Origin of the sequence: Neobacillus niacini (assembly GCF_030817695.1) — a bacterium.
Taxonomy (GTDB): domain Bacteria; phylum Bacillota; class Bacilli; order Bacillales; family Cytobacillaceae; genus Neobacillus; species Neobacillus niacini_F.
The window spans coordinates 1,326,345-1,347,241 of the sequence record NZ_JAUSZQ010000002.1; the positions used below are offsets into that span (position 1 = coordinate 1,326,345).

Genomic DNA, 20,897 nt, shown 5'->3' on the forward strand with positions numbered 1-20,897 from the left:
AGGTAAGGTAGTGCCAAGTATTAAAGATGTTGCGGAACTAGCGGGAGTTGGAGTTGGCACTGTTTCACGAGTCATTAACAATCATCCAGCCGTAAAGTCCGAAACACGTGAGAAAGTAAATGTAGCAATCAAACAATTAAATTATATTCCAAACGAAGTAGCAAGAAACTTTAAAATGCAAAAATCAACAATGGTTGCATTATTGCTTCCGAGTATATGGCATCCATTTTTCTCGGAACTTGCCTATTATATTGAAGATGAGCTGGATCGGGAAGGCTATAAATTGATGCTTTGCAATAGTGGTGGCAGGCCTGATAAGGAGCTTTATTATTTAGATATGCTCAATCAGAATAAAGTAGCCGGTATTATAGGGATTACCTATAATGATATAGAAGATAGTGTCAGTACAGATATTCCGATTATTAGCTTGGACCGGCATTTGGGAAAAAAAATCACTTGCGTCACTTCTGATAACTATACAGGCGGTCGAATTGCTTTACAGGAGCTAGTGAAGGCCGGGGCTACAAAAGTGGCTTACTTAGGAGTAACCAGTTCAGCTTATAGTGAAGTTTTACTAAGGAAGTCAGGTTTTATTGATGAGGCAAAGATACAAGGGATCGAATTTAGTACCTATGAGGAACATGATGAAGTATATGAAGACGATTCATTCTTTGAAAATTTCTTTAATCTGCCTCACCACCAGAACGTAAATGGAATATTTGCTAATACTGATATACTTGCTGCTAAATATATTGATAAAGCTAAGCTATATGGATTACGAACTCCAGAGGATGTTAAAGTAATCGGATATGATGGTATTCAAGATAATAAACTGTTTCGTCCTATTTTATCAACGATTCGACAGCCAGTCGAAGAAATGGCAAGGATTTCTGTAAAACTACTCTTAAGAAAGATTGAGGGTGAATTGTTAGAGCAAGAGATTTATCGAATTCCTGTCATGTATAGAAGAGGAGAAACGACGTAGGGTTTTATATTTTGGTCTTTAATGGAAACGCTTCAATTTGTAAGGATTGTAGTTTGAGCGAGTACCTTTTATAAATTGTGAGAATAACATTACAGACCAAAAATTTTTAAATGATTATGGAAACGTTTCATTTATGGTAAAATATGTAAAAGGACAAATTAAACATGAAAGTGAGGCAAAGATATGGAAATGGCTAGGAAGGCAAGTTCTGTTATTGATACACCTGCCCAAGTAAAAAAAGGATTAAAGATTAAAAAGATCCTTAGTAATTATCAGCTCTACTTATTTCTATTACCCGCATTAATTTATTTTATTGTTTTTCATTACCTCCCAATGTATGGCATTCTAATTGCATTTAAAGATTTTGTGGCCACAAAAGGGATTATGGGAAGTCCGTGGGTAGGCTTTAAACATTTTGAAAGGTTTTTTGATAGCTTTCAATTTTGGACGCTGATTAAAAATACACTCGGACTCAGTGTAGTTCAATTAATCGTTGGTTTTCCTCTTCCGATATTCCTAGCACTTATGTTAAATCAAATTAGAAGTGAGAAATACAAACGTTTTGTTCAAACGGTCGTATATGCGCCTCATTTTATCTCGGTAGTAGTGTTAGCAGGAATGATCTTTGTTTTCTTTTCGAATAACGGTTTGATTAACAATATTATTCTGTTATTTGGCGGAGATCCGATATCGTTTATGGCAAAACCAGAATGGTTTAAACCATTATACATAGCTTCCGGAGTCTGGCAGGAAACAGGATGGGCCGCAATTATTTACCTAGCTGCACTGGCAGGAGTAAGTCCTGAACTGCATGAAGCAGCAGTGATGGATGGAGCAAATAAATGGCAGCGAATATTCCATGTCGATATACCAGCAATCATGCCAACGGCCGTTATTTTATTAATCCTATCCGTAGGCGGCATTATGAATATCGGCTTTGAGAAGGCTTACCTTTTACAAACGCCTATGAATCAGCCGTCTGCAGAAATTATCCCAACTTATGTATACAAAATGGGGTTACAACAAGCACAATATAGCTTCGCTGCTGCAGTAGGATTATTTAATGCAGTGATAAACTTAATTTTATTAATAGCGGTAAATAAGTTCGCGAAAAAATTATCAGGGACAGGATTATGGTAAGGGGGTGCAACGATTATGAGTTTACTAGCTTTGAAGAATAAGAAGATTACTAGAAGATCGAAGGAAGACAGGGTCTTTGATATCATCAATGTTTTCTTAACCGCGATGATCTTAATATTGGTAGTGTATCCTTTGTATTTTATCGTCATTGCCTCCTTTAGTGATCCAAATATGATTTACGAAGGGAAGGTATGGTTGCTGCCGAAGGAAATCACTTTCGAAGGATACGAACGGATATTCAGAGACAGTAAGATTTGGCTTGGTTACAAGAACTCAATTATCTATACGGTTGTTGGTACGTTCGTAAATGTAGCATTCACTTTAATGGCTGCTTACGCCTTATCTCGAAAAGATTTATATGGAAGAAACGTGTTCATGTTCTTATTTCTGATGACGATGTTTTTCTCAGGAGGATTAATTCCTACTTATTTAGTAGTAAAAAATTTAGGCTTGCTGAATACCATGTGGGCGCTGATCTTACCAAAGGCAGTAGCCGTTTGGAATGTGATTGTAGCCAAAACCTATTTTGAGACAAGCATTCCAAATGAACTATTAGAGGCAGCAAAAATGGACGGATGCTCCGATGCGAAATTTTTCGCGAAGATTGTCCTGCCACTATCCAAACCGATTGTTGCCGTAATGGTGTTATTCTATGCAGTTGGCCACTGGAATTCCTATTTTGATGCACTAATCTACTTGAATAATGAAAACTTATATCCGCTGCAGTTAATATTACGAAATATCTTAATTCAAAATCAGGCATCAACCATGATGATTAGTGATCTAGATTCGTTAGCAGCGAAACAAAGAGTTTCTGAATTGATTAAATATGGTGTAATTATTGTTGCTTCTGTTCCGCTCTTAATCGTATACCCTTTTGTCCAAAAGTATTTTGTTAAAGGTGTTATGATTGGCGGAATTAAAGGTTAATAAAAAACTTATAAAATTGAGGGGGAAACAAAATGCTTAAATCGATGAAGAAGAGAATGGTGAAGAACAAGAAGAAAATATCAATGGCTTTGGTTCTGGGCTTAACTGCTTCGCTCGCTTTAACAGGATGTACTAACAATGAGTCAGCTGGCTCAAAAAAAGCAGAAAAGGTTGCCTTTAATAAAACAGGTTTACCGATTGTTGACAAGCAAGTTACGTTAAACATTGTTTCACCAAAGGCAGCCTTAGCACCTGATTATTCAGAAATGGTCATTTTTGATCAACTTCAAGAAGCAACGAACGTTAAGATTAAATGGAATAATATCCCTGGAGATGGATATCAAGAAAAGAAAAATTTAATGCTGGCAAGTGGCGACCTGCCAGATGCGTTCTATGCGTCAGGATTTAGTGATCATGACCTCATACAATATGGTCAGAATGGCACTATTATACCACTAGAAGATTTAATCGACAAATATGCACCTAATTTAAAGAAACTATTTGAGCAAAGACCGGATTTGAGAAAAGTTGTAACCGCACCAGATGGACATATTTATTCCTTACCACGTGCGGAAGAAATGGATTTAGTTGGAATGCCTAACATTATGTTTATTAATAAAGTTTGGTTAGATAAACTTGGTCTTGCAATGCCAACAACATTGGAAGAATACCATGATGTGTTAAAAGCATTTAAAGAAAAGGATCCGAACGGCAACGGAAAGCAAGACGAAATTGGTTTAACTTTCTGGTATAACGGCTGGTGCGGTAACGAGGGAGACCTAATTGGATTATTTGGCTTGCCAGATTCATCTTTTGAAGCAGATCATCGCGTCGTGAGAGATGGAAAAGTAATCTATGCAGCAGTACAGCCCGAATTTAAAGAAGCGATCAATTATTATAATGGCTGGGTGAAAGAAGGTTTAATTGACCCTGAAGTAGCAACGCAAAAAACAGAACAAATTTTTGCAAAAGGGAAGACAGAAGATCCAACGTTAGGCTCTTTCATCTGGTGGGAAAATACTGAAGTAGTGGGAACAGATCGAGTGAAAGATTACGTTGTTTTACCACCTTTAAAGGGTAAAGACGGCAAGATTGTCATCGGTCGTTCAAATTATTCTGAGTATGGTAGAGATGCCTTCGTTATTACGTCAGCGAACAAAAACCCTGAGCTAACTATGCGTTGGGTAGATGAATTGTATGAACCAAAAATGTCTGCTCAAATTAACTGGGGTCCAATCGGTGAAATTTATGAGGAAGATGCAAATGGTATGTTAGTAAATAAAGAGCTCCCTGCCGGCGTTGCAATGGGTGAATTGCGTCAAAAGGTTGCCCCAGGTGGTCCATTTGTTGTCTTGAAAGATCACTTTGGCAGTGTGGTAGACATGGAGCCAAGAGCAAAAGAAAGATTAGCCATTCTAGATGAGTATTACAGACCACATATGGTCCAAGAAAACTATCCATCTATCTTCTTTACCCCTGAGGAACTTGAAATTATTAACACGATTGAGCCAGAAATCAAAACATTTGTGAAGCAAAAAGAAGCTCAATGGTTGATAGAGGGTGGAATTGAGAAAGAATGGGATGCGTATGTTAAGCAATTAAACGATATGGGACTTGAAAAATTAATGGATGTTTACCAAAAAGGCTTGGATCGTTATAACAAACAATAATTCTTATAAAGCCAGACTTCCTACCCGTCTGGCTTTTCTTTTCAATAAGCAGAAAAAGGATGATAGATATGTATGATGTTACGGCTTTAGGAGAATTATTAATTGATTTCACACCTACAGGCCATTCTGATCAGGGAAATATCTTATTTGAAACAAATCCTGGAGGAGCACCAGCCAATGTATTGGTTGTACTCTCCCGATTAAATATGAAAACGGCGTTTATCGGGAAAGTGGGCAATGACCAATTTGGTCACATTTTGAAGGCTGTTCTGCAGGACCAAAACATTGATACTAGTAATCTGTTATTCTCTGAAACGGTAAATACAACCTTAGCCTTTGTTCATTTAGACGAGAAAGGTGACAGATCTTTTAGTTTTTACCGAAATCCTGGAGCGGATATTTTGCTAGATAAAAATGAAATCAATGAGGAGACGATAAAACAATCTCGGATTTTTCATTTTGGATCATTATCATTAACAAATGAGCCGTCAGCGACAGCAACTATTACTGCGGTAGAATTTGCAAAAAAACATAAAGTATTGATTTCGTATGACCCTAATTTGCGTATACCGTTATGGAAATCTCTTGATGAGGCAAAGCAGCAAATAAAAAAGGGATTTGAGTATGCAGACATCGTGAAACTGTCTGAGGAAGAACTCGAATTTTTGACAGGTTATCGTGATGTGCTAAAAGGGACAGACATTTTACAGGAACAATATGGTACATCTCTGATCTTTGTAACATTAGGAGCTAATGGCTGCTTTTATAGAAATAAGCATGTTTATGGCAATAAAGAGGGATTTAAAGCAAATGTAGTGGATACAACGGGAGCAGGAGATGCCTTCGTTGGAGGTGCCTTATATAAACTACTTACTATGAATAAATCTTTAGATTTATTAAATCATGCTGATTTTGAAGAAATGGTTACGTTTGCAAATGCAATAGGAGCACTTACAACAGAAGGGAAAGGTGGAATCCCGAGTATCCCATCAAGGGAACAACTGGTTGATTTTTTGAAAAAGAATAATAGTTATTCATTTTTGAATGACTATTAATGAAAGGAAGAACGAAATTATATGAATAATGTCATAGAAAAACAGAATTATCTCGAAAAATACCGTCCACAATATCACTTCTCACCAGCGAGTAATTGGATGAATGATCCAAATGGGATGGTGTTCTATATCGGAGAATATCATCTATTTTATCAATATCATCCAAATGGAACTACATGGGGTCCAATGCATTGGGGACATGCTGTAAGTAAAGATCTTGTTCATTGGGAACACCTTCCAATCGGTCTGGCACCAGATGAGAATGGAATGATTTTTTCAGGTAGTGCCGTCGTGGATTGGAACGACTCTAGTGGCTTTTTTGATGGGAAATCAGGATTAGTAGCCATTTTCACACATGCAGATACTTATCCAGATTCTAATCATCCAAGACAACGTCAGAGTATTGCATTTAGCAAAGATAATGGACGTACATGGACGAAATATGTCGGAAACCCTGTTCTTCAAGAGGAAAGTATAATAGACTTTCGTGATCCAAAGGTGTTCTGGCACCGTGACACCAATCGTTGGGTAATGGTATTAGCAGCTGGCCAAACCATTAGAATTTATACTTCAAAAAATTTAACTTCATGGGAGTTTGCCAGTGAGTTTGGTGAAGGACATGGATCACATGATGGTGTATGGGAGTGTCCCGACCTATTTCAACTACCTGTTGATGGTGATGATAATCAGAAAAAGTGGGTGCTATTTGTCAGTATAGGTGATGATCCTAGCTTACAGGAAGGCTCTAGAACGCAATATTTTATTGGTAATTTTGATGGTAATTCGTTTGTAAATGATTCCTCTCAGGAAACGATTTTATGGATTGACCATGGGCGTGATAATTATGCGGGAGTTAGTTGGTCTGATGTTCCAGCCGAAGACGGGAGAAGGATTTATATTGGCTGGATGAGTAACTGGCGTTATGCAAATGTAACCCCCACAAAAGAATGGCGAAGTGCAATGACTATTCCTAGAGTTATTGCATTAAAGACAACCGAAGAAGGTGTTCGTCTTGTACAAAACCCGATTCGTGAATTACAAGGTCTTCGTGTTGAAAATATTTCAATCCGAAACGAAGTAGTCGTACCCGGAGTAAATCTTTTATCCAATGTAAATAGTAATACATTCGAAATCATTGCTGAGTTTGAAATGAGCTCTGCTACGGAATTTGGGTTCAAGGTTTGTAAGGGAAGAAAAGAAGAAACGATTATTGGTTATGATGTCAAAAACAAAAATTTCTTTGTTGATCGAACAAATTCGGGAGAGGCATCTTTCCACGATTCCTTCGCAGGAAAACATGATAGCAATCTTATATCTCAAAAAATGATAAAATTTCATATTTTTGTTGATCGGTCTTCGATAGAATTATTTGGAAACGACGGAGAGTCTGTAATCACCGACCTAATCTTTCCAAACGAAGAAAATAAACAAATGGAACTCTTTGTGAAAAATGGTGAAGTTAAGTTACATTCGTTAGAGTTATATATTTTAAAATCAATTTGGCGGTAATTATGAGAATGGTAATTGGGGGATACTAGAATGAAAATTTTTAATAGCAGATTATTTCAGACATTGAATACAGTTGTAGACTTATTTCTATTAAATTTCTTATGGTTCATTACTTCGCTTCCCTTAATTACCTTTTTCCCAGCTACTGCAGCATTGTTTGGTGTTGTTCGAAAACGAATTATACAAAACGAGACGGACGGTATGTTTAAAAATTTCTTTGCAATGTTGAAGGAAAATTTTAAACAAAGTTCAATCCTTTCGGTCCTTTGGACTGTGATCGGCATTTTCTTGTTATTTGATTATCGTCTCATTCAGCCAGAATCCTCGATTATTCAACTTATTCTTTATATCATCTTAGTTATTGGCATTTTGTTGTTCTGTTCGTTATCCATTTATCTTTTTCCGATTATGGTCCATTTTGAACTAAACTGGAAACTCATTATTCGGAATGCTTTTTTCTTCTCACTTATGAATCCAGTCTTAACGATTCTTTTATTGGTCATTGTGGGAGTGTGTTTCACGCTAATCTATTTTTATCCAGTTACCATTTTATTCATCGGTAGTTTCACAGCCTACGCGATTTATTACCTATGCCAAATATGGTTTAATCAGATCCTTGACCTGAAGAAATCTAACCGCGATTTGTGATATTTAGCACAGCAGGAAAGAGCAAAACGTAATGAAAAATTTCCTAAAAAAGGTGATGGCATGTATCAAATCATAAAGGGGAACAAAATTCTCCATGTGTTTATTATTGTTATATTGACGATTCAATCGTTTATACCGTATTTTACAAGTGTTAAAGCTGCTACACTTCCGGTGGAAAATAACGAAAACTATCGGCCAGGATATCATTTTTCACCAATAAAAAACTGGATGAATGATCCAAATGGAATGGTATATTATAACGGAGAATATCATTTATTTTATCAGCATAATCCCACTGATAAAGTGTGGGGACCGATGTATTGGGGGCATGCCATTAGTAAAGATTTAGTAAACTGGGAGCATTACCCAATTGCGATTTACCCAGATGAAAATGGTTTTGCTTGGTCAGGTAGTGCTGTAGTGGATTATCAAAATACATCTGGTTTGGGGACAAAAGAAAATCCACCAATGGTAGCACTTTATACAAGTGAACTTGGCGGTGATAACCAACATGTAAGCGCTACCTATAGTGTGGACAATGGCAGAACTTGGACAACACTTTCTCAAAATCCAGTTCTAACAATGCCTAATGATCTTAAGGCAAGCAGTGGGGGCTCAGGTGTTTTTCGTGATCCAAAGGTTTTTTGGCATGAGCAAAGCAACCAATGGATCTTTGCCATAACGAGTGGGAAACGAATTGATTTCTATTCATCTAGTAATCTATTAGATTGGAAAAAAGTAAGTGAATTTTCCGATCCAAAAGCAGCGGAACAAGGTCTTTGGGAATGTCCGGATTTATTCGAGCTGCCAGTATATGACGCTAACGGAAACCAAACCGGCTCGAAATGGGTTTTAACGGTAAGTATCAATCCAACACCAACTGGTGGAACCGGTATGCACTACTATGTTGGAGATTTCAATGGAACTACATTTACTCCTGGTGAAACCACGGAAGAATTAAAGTGGGCAGACTTCGGAGCTGATTTTTACGCGGCTGTAACATGGAGCAATACCGTTAACCAACCAGAAGATGGTCGCCGGATATGGCTTGGGTGGATGAATAATCCTGCTCAATATGCTGGACAAATTCCAACTTCAACCTGGCGTGGTTCTGCCACCATTCCTCGTGAGCTATCGTTAGTCCAGAAAGAGGAAGGGATCTTTTTAAAACAACAGCCAATCGAAGAATTAACGAGTTTACGAGATACAGCGAATGAAGTAAAAATTGTGAACAAGAAAATTACTACTGAAAATCTATTAAAAGATATTCATGCTGATATGTTTGAGATTGAGGCAGAATTCAATCTTAATGAAACGACAGCAAACGAATTGGGATTTCATGTGCGTAAAGGTGAAACAGAGGCTACGACGATTTCCTATAATATCGCAGAAGGCAAATTATCTGTAGACCGAACACAGTCAGGTAAGACAGATTTTCATCCAGGCTTCCCTTCTATCCAGCAGACGAACTTGTCCGTAAAAGACGGGATCTTGAATATGAAACTTCTCGTTGACCGCTCATCTGTCGAGGTATTTGCTGAAGAAGGTACAACCGTATTTACCAATCAAATCTTCCCAAGCGAATCCAGTAAAAATATAGAGTTATATGCAAAAGACGGAGAAGTAACGATAAATTCGCTCTCCTATTATCCGTTGAAAGATGCAAATTTTACTAGGTATGTAGATGAGGTAGATGTTGATAACCTTCCGAATACAATTGAAAATCCTGATTTCGAAACGGGGGATTTATCCGGATGGACCGTTACGGGCTCTGCGTTTAGAGCACCAGTCTCTAATATTACTGATTTTTGGGGTGGTCCATTTGAGCACCAAGGTACCTATCATGCGTGGGGGTTCCGAGGAGCGACAATTGATGACAAGTCTGATTTACGAACAGGAATTATGAAGTCATCTACTTTTGTCCTTGAGGGGAATGGAGTTATTGACTTCTTAGTTGGTGGAGGACAGGATCTTAATACATTATATGTTTCACTTGTCAATGCAGCCACCGGCGAAGAACTAATGAAGGCAACGGGGGCAAATACCGAAAAATATCGCAGAATAACATGGGATGCCTCAGAGTATATTGGTGAAGCTCTTTATATCAAAGTTGTCGACTATCACTCCGGAGGATTTGGCCATATTAATGTCGATGATTTTCATGTCTACAATGTAGATGAGAGAATTCCAGATGACCTAATAAACCCAGGATTTGAAACTGGAGATCTAACAGGATGGTCAGCGGAAGGAAATGCATTTGATGGAACTGTCACTGATCAATCAACCTATTGGGACACTCAAATTCCGTTTGGACATAAAGGAAATTATCATTTATGGGGCTTTCATGGTGCCGTCCCTGAAGAAACAGATAGAAGAACGGGAAGTCTAACATCAAATACCTTTACTTTATCGGGTAATGGAGAAATCTCGTTCCTTTTAGGAGGAGGAGATGAAATGGATGGCGGAACAAAATACGACTTATATGTTGCGCTCGTCCGTGCTTCGGATGGTAAGGAGTTATTTAAGGCGACAGGACCGGAATCTGAGGCTTACAATCGTGTTACTTGGAATGCGGCAGACTATTTAGGGGAACAGGTCTTTATTAAAGTAGTTGACCAACATCCTGGAGGATTTGGCCATTTAAACCTCGATGATTTTCAAGTGAAAAGCCGTGGAATTCTAAGTCATTTGAAATTTGACGAAAAAGAAGGGAATACCGCTCTTGATACAGTCAAAAATGAGAATTTAAAGGTTGAATATGTCTTTAATGATGCAGAGTATAAGCCTTCTACCGATCCTCTTTGGAGGAAAGGGGTGGTCAATAATGCGCTTTTATTTGATGGGTATTCTACCTATATGAAGCAGGCTGTAAAAAAATCTGCCCAGCCTAGTGATGCCATTACAATCGAAGCTTGGGTAGCACCGCGTTCCTATGAATGGGGAGATTTAGGTCAGCTTTCTGCTATCGTTAATCAGCATAACAAAGCACGCGGGGAAGGCTTTATTCTAGGAATGGGCCGACATGGTAAATGGTCCTTTCAGGCAGGTCTAAACGGAGAATGGAAAGAAGTGTGGGCAAAAGAAGATAAAGTGCTTGAAAAAGATCAATGGTCTTATATTGTTGCCACTTTTGATCAAGACACGAAAAAGATGAAGTTGTTTTTAAATGGTGAACTAGCAGGAGAAGTGGATACTCCGCGAAATGCAACGATCACCGCTTCTGATAACGATCTTTTTATAGGAAAACACAATACAGCTGCCGTAATAAGCGCGTTCACAGCTAATATGTTTAACGGCATGATCGATGAATTAAAAATCTATAATAAAGCATTATCTGATGAAGAAATTAAAACGAATTATTCTCAAGTAATTGACAGCTTTGAAAATAGTCAATTGCGTAGTCCAGATTTATCGTTTGATCGAAGTGTGTATGATGGAGATCGTTATCGACCACAGTATCATTTTCTTTCACCAGGTCATTGGATGAATGAGCCACATGCTCCATTTTATTTCAATGGAAAATATCATATTTTTTATCAGCATAATCCACAGGGGCCATATTGGCACCAAATCCATTGGGGTCACGCCGTAAGTAATGACATGGTTCATTGGGAAGATGCACCTGTTGCTTTAGCACCTTCAGGAGTTTCACCAGACGGTGTATGGTCAGGTTCGGCAACTTTTGATAAAAATGGCGACCCAGCATTATTTTTTACCGCAGGAGATGATAGCAAGACTCCGAATCAAATGACAGGCTTAGCAAAGCCTGTGGATGTGACAGATCCAATGCTCAAGAAATGGGAAATGCTCGAAAAACCTGTCACAATCCAACAGCCTGATTTACCAGCAGAGGAAGGAAAAGTGATGTATGGTCAATTCCGTGATCCATTCGTTTGGCAGGACGGAGATACTTGGTATCAAATTGTTGGTTCCGGTATTGAGAATGTTGGTGGGTCAGCATTACTTTACAAATCAAAGGATTTGGAAAATTGGGAGTACGTTGGTCCATTCTTTACTGGAGATTCCAAGGCTTATCCGAAAACAGGTGATGTATGGGAATTGCCGGTCTTCCTTCCAATTGGAAAAGATGAAAATGGTGAACAAAAGTATGCCTTCTTTATCAATCCTTGGTTCAAAAGCTATAGTGAACATAACGTAAAATATGTATTCCATTGGGTTGGTTCATGGGACAAAGTAAACAATAAATTTATCCCGGATCACGAAGAGCCCAAATTATTTGATTACGGTGAACATTTTACAGGACCCAGCGGGATGATTGATGAACAAGGACGTTCTATTCTCTATAGCATTGCGCAAGACCGAAGAACGGATGCGCAGCATTATGATGCTGGATGGGCCCATAACGCGGGTTTACCGTTAGAATTGTCTTTATTAGATAATGGTGAGCTTGGAGTGGAACCGATTAAGGAACTAGAGACACTTCGTGGTAAAAAACTTATAAATATTAGAAACTCAACGATTTCAAAAGCGAATAAGCGTTTAGCGAAAATCAAAGGTGATATGTTAGAAATCACACTTGAGATTAAAGCGAATTCGGATGAAAAGTATGGTATTAAAGTACGTCAATCTTCTGATTCATCGGAAGAAGTAAACTTATATTTTGATGAATCATCCGAACAATTTGGTGTAGATGCTTCTAAAATGAGTTTAGATCCTGACATCTCTAAAACAAGCAGCGCCGGAACCCTTTCTTTAGACGGGGAAAATATAAAGCTTCATATCTTCCTAGACAGATCCATGATTGAAGCCTATGCTAATGGCGAAAAAAGCATCACCACAAGAGCATATCCAACGAGAGCGGACGCTTTAGGAATCGAGCTGTGGAGTCAAAATGGAACAGCTAAAATTGTATCGATGAAAGTAAATGAGATGGGCTCAGCTTATAGTGACAACGTCGTCCCGGCGTATTATGGGGATGAATCCGAACATGAAGAAATTCCACATGGTGAATTAACAAATCATGATTTTCAAACTGGTGATTTGTCAGGCTGGACCATTGTGGAAGGAAATACGTTCACTGATAACCATGTTACAAATAAAATCGATTGGGGCTGGGGTGGTCCATTCGGGCAGGCAACAACATCGGTAGACCCAAATAGGTACCATCTATGGGGCTTTAACCCTGATCATGGTGGAGATTCTGCTACAGGTGTATTGAAATCTGAAAACTTTACTCTTGGGGGGGATGGTCAAATTGATTTCTTAACCTCCGGAGGGGCAGATGAGCAGCTTCTCTATGTTGCACTTGTAAATGCAGAAACAAATGAAATTTTAATGAAAGCCACTGGTCATAATGGTGAATCCTATCGGCGTGTCATTTGGGATGCATCAGAATATAAAGGTAAAAACCTATATATTCAAGTAGTCGATAAGCATACTGGTGGTTGGGGCCACATTAATTTAGATGATGTAAATGTTCCAGTTCAAATTGAAGAAAAGCCTTAAGTAGGAATCTTCAAAACGTAAGCTGTATTAACAATATTTTCTGACTTTCTTCCTGCAAAAAATAGAATTTGGTAAACGAAAGTAAAGAGCTGATATTTTTATAGCCTCCAAATAATAATATTTGGAGGCTTTTCTATTCCAAGTTGCCGACAAATTCTAATAAAAGGCTATGATAATTGCTTTACTTCCAGCTATATCAAGGAAAAAGTAGTTTATGAACAAACACACTAAATTGATAGGAGAATTTATTTATGGCTAGTAAAAATTATTACGACGTAACAGAGTGGCCTGTCGGTGATCCGTATGAGGATATTGGTGAGGTAATCAATAGCATTATAGCAGATATTAAAAGTAGGCAAACGGACACTGATGTGAATAAAGGCGGAAAGCCGGGTGCGGTTATCTATATTCCACCGGGAGATTATCATCTTGGCAGTCAAGTAGTTATAGACATCAGTTATCTTAAAATTATGGGTTCTGGACACGGGTTTACATCTTCGAGTATTCGTTTTAATACTTCTGAGAATGAATGGGCGGATTTGCATGAATTGTGGCCGGGAGGAAGTCGCATACTCGTAGATATTCCCCTAGAAGTAAATGACGAGGAATATAAAGGAGCTGCATTTTATGTTGAACGAAGTGGAAATCCCCGAATAAGTTCGGTAGAGTTTTCTGACTTTTGTATTGATGGTTTGCATTTTATTGAAGATGGTTCAGGAGTAACAAATCCGGAAAACACATACATTAACGGGAAAACAGGTATTTATGTTGCAAGTGCTTGTGACTCATTTCGGATTACAGGCATGGGGTTTGTGTATTTAGAGCATGGAATTACTATTTATCATGCAGATGCACTGACTATACATGATAATTTCATAGCTGAATGTGGTAACTGTATAGAACTACGAGGTTGGGGACAGGCTTCAAAAATAACCGATAACTTGATAGGAGCCGGTTTTAAAGGATATTCTATTTACGCTCAAAATTTTGGTGGACTTTTGATTACAGCGAATAATGTTTTTCCACGAGGTGCGAGCAGTATCTATTTTGATGGTGTGACACGTTCCAGTATCACAAATAATAGACTTCATTCATTTTATCCAGGAATGGTGGTATTCAGGGAAAATTGTTCGGAAAACTTGGTCTCTTCAAATCACTTTTTACGTGACCATGAACCTTGGACTCCTTTTGTGGGAATAGACAATGGTTTAGATGATTTGTATGGTCTCCTCTATATCAGTGGCAATAATAATTCTGTAATTGCTAATCACTTTTCTGAAGTAATTAATACTCAGAACATCAAGCCGGTAGGTACAACACCTGTAATCATACGTATTGTTTCGGGTAATGGAAATTATATTTCTAATAATCATGTTGTTGCCATGGAGGTTCATGCCAAGATAAGTGATTCTTGTTTCTCTGCGCAAGTAGACGCTTTGTTGACTACCGAAGCATCAGAGCCGCTTACCGTAACAACAGTATTGGTAGAAAAAGAATCGCTTCAAAATACGATTCTTGATTCGGGAAGTGATGCACAGGTTGTTATGGACAAGACTGTAAATGCATTCAGAGCCACTCCAACGCCAGGAGCATAACTAATATATTCAACTATGTTTTTGTGGTAGTTTTTGTTCCAAAGTTTCAATTGCAAGTCAGACACTTGAATTTCGTTTGTCATTTAATTTTTGGGGTGCTTCCTAGCGATGGAAGTGCCTCTTTTTATAGTGTTTCCCATATTTGGATAAATGCCAATAAAGTAGACAGAAAAAAGGAATGTTTCTTTAGGAAGACTGCCAGAAAATGTCTTCTTTTAAGTTTGGAGAAAGCATGACAATGGCAGAATGAGGTCTTCTAGGATTATAAAACCCTTCAATTTTTAGAAGATGATATGGGAACCTGGGGCTCTTGAAAAAGTTCTAAATATATATAACCTTTTCTAAAAAAGTTAGAATACTTTAAAAATAGATTTGGAATTACAATAAAAGTGTAAAGAAGATTTACAAAAACGTAAGAGGGGGCAATAAGAAATAAAAGTTTAAGCGTGTTTACTTCAAAATGTAACCGTTAACATTTTTTTAAAAAATAGAAAAAATGAAGGAGAATGATCAATGAATGTTTGGCACCCAAATAGCCCATTAGGGGGATTACCATTTATTAAGAATACAAGTTAAAAACGTGCTTGAGCCTCATAAACCACTGCCAGAGCTTCCTCCAGTAAAAGATCGTCTTCTAGGAAGATGGCCTGAACATGGTTTGTGGGATAGATAATTTTTATTCAAGAATCAAGGAGGATGGTTAAGGTGAAGAAAAAAGGAATCCTATCGATTGTTTCATTATTTATAGTATTATCTTCCTTATTATCTGCTTGTTCGGAAGAAAAAACAGGAAGTTCAGAAACAAAAGGTGGTGATAAAACCATTACGGTTCTTGTTGAAGGGGGAAGCCCTGCCTTTAAGGTTGCAAAGGAAACAGCAGCGGAATTTAAACAGGAAACAGGATACGAAGTTAAAATTGAATCAGTTCCATATACCGGAGTCTATGACAAACTTAAAGCTGAGGTAGCTTCACAGGCAGGAGCATTTGATGTTGCAACCATCGATATCCTTTGGTCTCCTGCGCTTGCTGGCGGACTTTTACCGTTAGAGGATCTCATGACAGATGACCTTAAAAATGATTTATTCCCAGGATTAGTTGAAGGCGGAAGTTATAAGAATCAGGTTTATGGAATGCCTGTATGGACGAATGCAAAAAATTTAATTTACCGTAAAGATCTTTTCGAAGATGAAAAAAATAAAGCCGATTTCAAAGCAAAGTATGGATATGACTTACATCCTCCAACAACATGGGATGAATATAGTGATGTTGCCAAGTTCTTTACTAAAGATAATGATAATGATGGAAAAGTGGATATTTACGGAACCACGGTATTTGGTGCCAACAATGGGGATGCGGTAGCTAGCTGGCTTGATCATGCAGCCCAAGCAGGTGCGAAACCATTGGTAGTTGGTGACAATGGCAAAATCCTTGTAAATACGAAACCGTATGTTGATTCTTTACAATTTTTAGTTGACCTTTTGAAGAAAGATCAATCAGTTCCATCAGGTGCACTTGAAATGGCATCTGCTGAAACTTCTGAGCTATTTTGGAATGGAAAATCTGCTATGATGCTCGCTTGGGGTCACTTCTATGTCCCTTCGAATGATCCTAAACAATCAAAGGTAGCAGGAAAAGTAGGTAGTGCACCAATGATCGGCGGCGAAGCAGGAATAGGTGCTGTACCAGGGCCATGGTATCAGGTTATCCCTAGTTCTTCCAAAAAGCAGGAAATTGCCAAAGAGTACCTCAACTTCATTTATGCAAAGAATGAACTATTTATGAAGTCCTTGGGTGTAGCAGCAAGAAAATCTGTTTTTGAAAGCTATAGCACGCAGCAAGGCTATGAACATTTGAAACCACTGATGACGACATTAAGTGGACCTCAAACACAAAATCGTCCTGCAATTAATGAATGGCAGGAAATTGAAAGTGAAGCACTTATTCCAGCCGTGCAATATGCACTTTCAGGAGAAAAAACACCTCAAGAGGCACTTGATTGGGCAGCGGATGTAATCAAAGATTTATTGCCGCCACAATAATCTTAAACATTTTTAATAGAACCTCTTTATGCTACTTGTTATCCATGAAGAGGTTCTAATAAATATAAGATTGCCATTTTGATAGAAAGGAGATGTTTTCATGAAACTGAAAAATGGGGCATTAACGACAATCTTTTTCTTTCCTGCGGCGATTTTTATGCTCGTATTTCTGGTCTTCCCAATCTTGCTTTTAATCAGAGACAGTTTTTATAAGATTGATATAATTAATCCTTCTTTACGAGAATTTGTTGGTTTTGCAAACTATACAAACTCATTAACTTCCGAACGTTTTTTAAAAGCGCTTTGGAACACAGTTGTTTATATAGGAGTAGCGGTGGGTTTAGAGTTTTTTATTGGGCTTATACTTGCTTTACTTCTAAGTAATGCGTTTAAAGGAAGTCAATTTATTCGGACCCTATTGTTAAGTCCACTAATGCTGGCACCTTTAGTAACAGGTATTATATGGAAATTTATGCTTAATGATCAATTCGGCATTTTCAACTGGGGACTTTATAAACTAGGCATACTTTCTGACCCGCATCAAATACTCTGGTTATCAGACTCCCGTTTTGCACTCTATTCGACGATTATCGCAGACATCTGGTTAACAACGCCTTTCATTATGCTCGTTCTATTAGCAGGTATAAAAGGAATCCCCATTAGTTTATATGAATCTGCTGAAATGGATGGGGCCAATAAATGGCATAAGTTCCGATATATTACTTTTCCTTCTCTTATCCCAGTAGCAACAGTAGCCTTATTAATTCGCATTATTGATGCTGCTAGAACATTCGATATTGTTTGGGTGCTTACACAAGGGGGGCCAGGCTTTTCTTCCGAATTGTTAAGTACCTATATGTATAAAACATTGACCCGATATGGAGAAGTTGGAGAGTCAAGTGCCATGGCAGTCATCTTTATCATCATATTATTAGTCTTAAGTTCTTTCTTCATTACAAAGATGTGGTCACCTAGGAGGAGACATTCATCATGATAGGAGAGGTGAAATAGATAATGACCAACATGCCAATAAAAGAAACGATACTTGAAAAACCAGTAAAGTTTGCAAATTTTCATGTTAAACATAAAATATGGACGCTGATTGTATTGGTAGTCACATGCTTGCTGGCTTTATTATTCTTAGGCCCATATATCTATCTACTATTAACATCATTGAAACCATCTGCTGAGGCAGTTACGGTACCACCGACTTTATGGCCCTCGAAATTTTCAATGGAAAATTATGTTAAAATGTTCGATTATTTGCCTATAGGAAAATATTTCTTTAATAGCTTAATAACCGCCGGTGCCAGCACCATTTTAAGTGTATTCTTTGGTGCCATGGCTGCATATGGGATTTCTAGGTTTTCTTCCATAACAGGAAGTTACTTTTTGTTATTTACGTTAGTGATCAGAATGGTACCAATGATTAGTATTGCGATTCCGATGTATATGATTGTAAAAAGTATGGGATTGATTGATACCCATTTTGCCTTAATCTTGGTGTATACCAGCTTAAATGTCCCATTTGCCATTTGGTTAATGATAGGTTTTTTTGACTCGGTTCCAAAGGAATTTGATGAAGCGGCAAGGGTGGATGGATGCAGCTGGATCGGGGCCTTTATCAGAATTATTCTTCCAGTGTCACTTCCTGGACTGGCAACGACTGCTATCTTTACTTTTATGTTAGCTTGGAACGATTTCTTGTTCTCGTTACTCATGACCAGTACCAATGCCAAAACGGCGACAGTAGGAATTTCAGAATTTTTAACTGCTTATAATCTTGATTTAGGGCCAATGACTGCCGCGGCCATCTCATTTAGTCTGCCTGTTATGATATTTTCCTTTTTCGTACAGCGTTATATTGTAAGCGGCATGACTTTAGGAGCAGTGAAAGAATAACGACTAAATGATTGTGGAATTTTAGTTTGAAAAAGCAAAGGGAATTTGGCATAAATGTTGAAATCAGCTAAAAAAGAAACGGTGATAGGATATAATGGTGAAAAAGAGGAATTGCAGATTGATAGAAGAAACTCGGGTGCAACCACTTTTCCAGAGTAAGCACGACCATGGACAAAATTCTTAAAACTGGAGAAACATAATGGCTAAAATAATGAGACTTATCGACTCTCCAATCAAGCGTAAAATTATCTTATTAGCATTGTTTTCAGCACTAATTCCTTTACTTGTTATTGGTCCTTTTACTTTCATTTATTTTAGTAAAGTAATAGAAAATAAAGTTTCTACCACGATTGATAACTTTTTAACTATTGTCGATTGGAATATTAATGCTTTTGCAAGCAATGTTGAGAATTTATCGAATAACATCTTTCTTTCAAATGAAATACAGTCTTATTTAACCTATAAAAAAACAGATGCAAAGTTATACAGATTAGAAACGTCATCTCTAGAAAACTTGAATAATATTACAGTGGTAAATAGCCCCTATATCAATGCCATCTACGTTGGGAATGAAAATCACGGCTTTTTGAAAGTAAACCGCGGAGAACGAAATTTGAAAAGTGACATCTATCAAGCGGTAAAAAAGTCAAATATTTATCCGCGTTTACTCCATAGCCAGTGGCAGGGTGAATGGTTAAATGGCAGTAATTTAGAACTTGTGAAAGATAGTAACCAATCCTTACTTTATGGAAGAAATATTCGAGATCTTGGAACGAAGGAACAAAATGGGTTTGTCCTGATCGATCTTGACCGATCTTATTTTGAAAATATGTTTAAAAATAGTAACCCTCCAGGCGATATTTTAATATTGGATGTGGATAAAATCCTGTTTTCTAGCAGCAATCGTTTCTCTTCCTCTCAGGTAGCTAAAATCATTCAAGGTCGTGAGAAAAGCGGAACGTTTAAAAAAGTAATGAATGGAACGCAATATATTATTAATTATCATACAAATAAGACAACAAATTGGGATGTCGTCAGTATTATCCCCTATGAAAATATTGTTCGTGAGGTCAATCAACTTCGATTGGTAACGATTTCTTTATTAGTGATCGCGTTAATCATCTCCTTAATTATTGCCTTATTTATAACAAGGAGAATTACAAACCAGTTAAGTTTGCTGAGAATGGTTACGGAAAAAATGGAAAAAAGAGAGACTGTGCTCGGTATTCATTTTAATAATGAGGATGAACTTGGAGTGATTGGGAACCGGATTGTTCATCTTTATAATTGGAATAATGATTTAACAAAAAGGTTATATAAATCACAGATCAAGGAAAAGGAAGCAGAGCTTTTAGCCTTGCAAAGCCACATTAATCCGCATTTTTTATATAATACGTTGAACACTATTTTTTGGATGGCAGAGAAAGTAAAGGAGAAACAAATAGCAAAAATTGCGATTAACTTGTCAAAAATCTTTAAGCTTACCCTAAATGATGGCAATCATATTACCTCCGTAAAGAATGAAATGGATCAAGTAAAAAGTTATCTGGATATTCAAAATATTCGTTTTGACCATAAAATCCACTACACAATTACGATTGAACCTGAAATCATGGAAGAAAATATCATTAAATTGCTGTTACAGCCTATTGTAGAAAACTCTGTTTACCATGGGTTAGAACATCAGGAAAACGGAACCATCATGATTGAAGGCACAAAGGTCGAGGAAGGTTTACTTTTCATTATTCATGATACCGGAAAAGGATTTGACATGAATGTCGTAGATATTAACAAAAAGGGTTATGCTTTAAAAAATATTAATGAACGATTGAAGCTTTATTATGGAAAAGAATATGGATTAAAGATTGAGAGTGAATTAGGAAAGGGAACTACGGTTTATCTCAAGGTTGGCCTAAAGAATGACGAAATCATCCATGACAATCTTTAAGGAGTTTTC

Annotated in this window: 13 protein-coding genes; all 13 read left to right on the top strand. The window is 37.5% G+C overall.

Going from position 1 to position 20,897, the window contains the following annotated elements:
• The first annotated feature begins 10 nt into the window (after positions 1-10).
• The 13 genes from QFZ28_RS06770 to QFZ28_RS06830 all read left to right on the top strand — a co-directional run bounded on the left by QFZ28_RS06770 (position 11) and on the right by QFZ28_RS06830 (position 20,888).
• Positions 11-985, top strand: a complete 975-nt coding sequence (locus QFZ28_RS06770) for a LacI family DNA-binding transcriptional regulator (protein ID WP_307193943.1) — start codon at positions 11-13, stop codon at positions 983-985.
• 183 nt (positions 986-1,168) lie between these two features.
• Complete coding sequence (locus QFZ28_RS06775) at positions 1,169-2,125, top strand: ABC transporter permease (protein ID WP_373428046.1); 957 nt, start codon at positions 1,169-1,171, stop codon at positions 2,123-2,125.
• 15 nt (positions 2,126-2,140) lie between these two features.
• Positions 2,141-3,055 carry a carbohydrate ABC transporter permease gene (locus tag QFZ28_RS06780; protein WP_179596606.1) on the top strand — a complete coding sequence of 305 codons (915 nt, stop codon included), beginning with the start codon at positions 2,141-2,143 and terminating at the stop codon, positions 3,053-3,055.
• A gap of 32 nt (positions 3,056-3,087) precedes the next feature.
• Positions 3,088-4,725, top strand: a complete 1,638-nt coding sequence (locus QFZ28_RS06785; RefSeq protein WP_307193944.1) for an ABC transporter substrate-binding protein — start codon at positions 3,088-3,090, stop codon at positions 4,723-4,725.
• Positions 4,726-4,793: 68 nt separating this feature from the next.
• Entirely contained in the window at positions 4,794-5,780 is a 987-nt protein-coding gene (locus tag QFZ28_RS06790) for a PfkB family carbohydrate kinase (RefSeq protein WP_307193945.1), read from the top strand.
• A 21-nt stretch (positions 5,781-5,801) separates the two neighbouring features.
• Positions 5,802-7,289, top strand: coding sequence for a glycoside hydrolase family 32 protein (locus QFZ28_RS06795; protein WP_307193946.1), 1,488 nt, complete (start codon positions 5,802-5,804; stop codon positions 7,287-7,289).
• 30 nt (positions 7,290-7,319) lie between these two features.
• Positions 7,320-7,937 carry a YesL family protein gene (locus QFZ28_RS06800; RefSeq protein WP_307193947.1) on the top strand — a complete coding sequence of 206 codons (618 nt, stop codon included), beginning with the start codon at positions 7,320-7,322 and terminating at the stop codon, positions 7,935-7,937.
• A gap of 60 nt (positions 7,938-7,997) precedes the next feature.
• Positions 7,998-13,403: a GH32 C-terminal domain-containing protein gene (locus QFZ28_RS06805; RefSeq protein ID WP_307193948.1), complete on the top strand. Its 5,406-nt coding sequence runs from the start codon at positions 7,998-8,000 to the stop codon at positions 13,401-13,403.
• Between the two features lie 251 nt (positions 13,404-13,654).
• Positions 13,655-14,998 carry a NosD domain-containing protein gene (locus QFZ28_RS06810; protein WP_307193949.1) on the top strand — a complete coding sequence of 448 codons (1,344 nt, stop codon included), beginning with the start codon at positions 13,655-13,657 and terminating at the stop codon, positions 14,996-14,998.
• Between the two features lie 696 nt (positions 14,999-15,694).
• The gene (locus QFZ28_RS06815; RefSeq protein ID WP_307193950.1) at positions 15,695-17,038 is read left to right on the top strand and encodes an ABC transporter substrate-binding protein; all 1,344 of its coding nucleotides are present in this window, start codon (positions 15,695-15,697) and stop codon (positions 17,036-17,038) included.
• 100 nt (positions 17,039-17,138) lie between these two features.
• Positions 17,139-18,032: a carbohydrate ABC transporter permease gene (locus QFZ28_RS06820; RefSeq protein ID WP_307193951.1), complete on the top strand. Its 894-nt coding sequence runs from the start codon at positions 17,139-17,141 to the stop codon at positions 18,030-18,032.
• Between the two features lie 20 nt (positions 18,033-18,052).
• A complete protein-coding gene (locus tag QFZ28_RS06825) occupies positions 18,053-18,940 on the top strand; it encodes a carbohydrate ABC transporter permease (RefSeq protein WP_307193952.1) in 888 nt (295 codons plus the stop codon).
• Positions 18,941-19,139: 199 nt separating this feature from the next.
• Positions 19,140-20,888: a cache domain-containing sensor histidine kinase gene (locus QFZ28_RS06830; RefSeq protein WP_307193953.1), complete on the top strand. Its 1,749-nt coding sequence runs from the start codon at positions 19,140-19,142 to the stop codon at positions 20,886-20,888.
• Positions 20,889-20,897 lie beyond the last annotated feature (9 nt).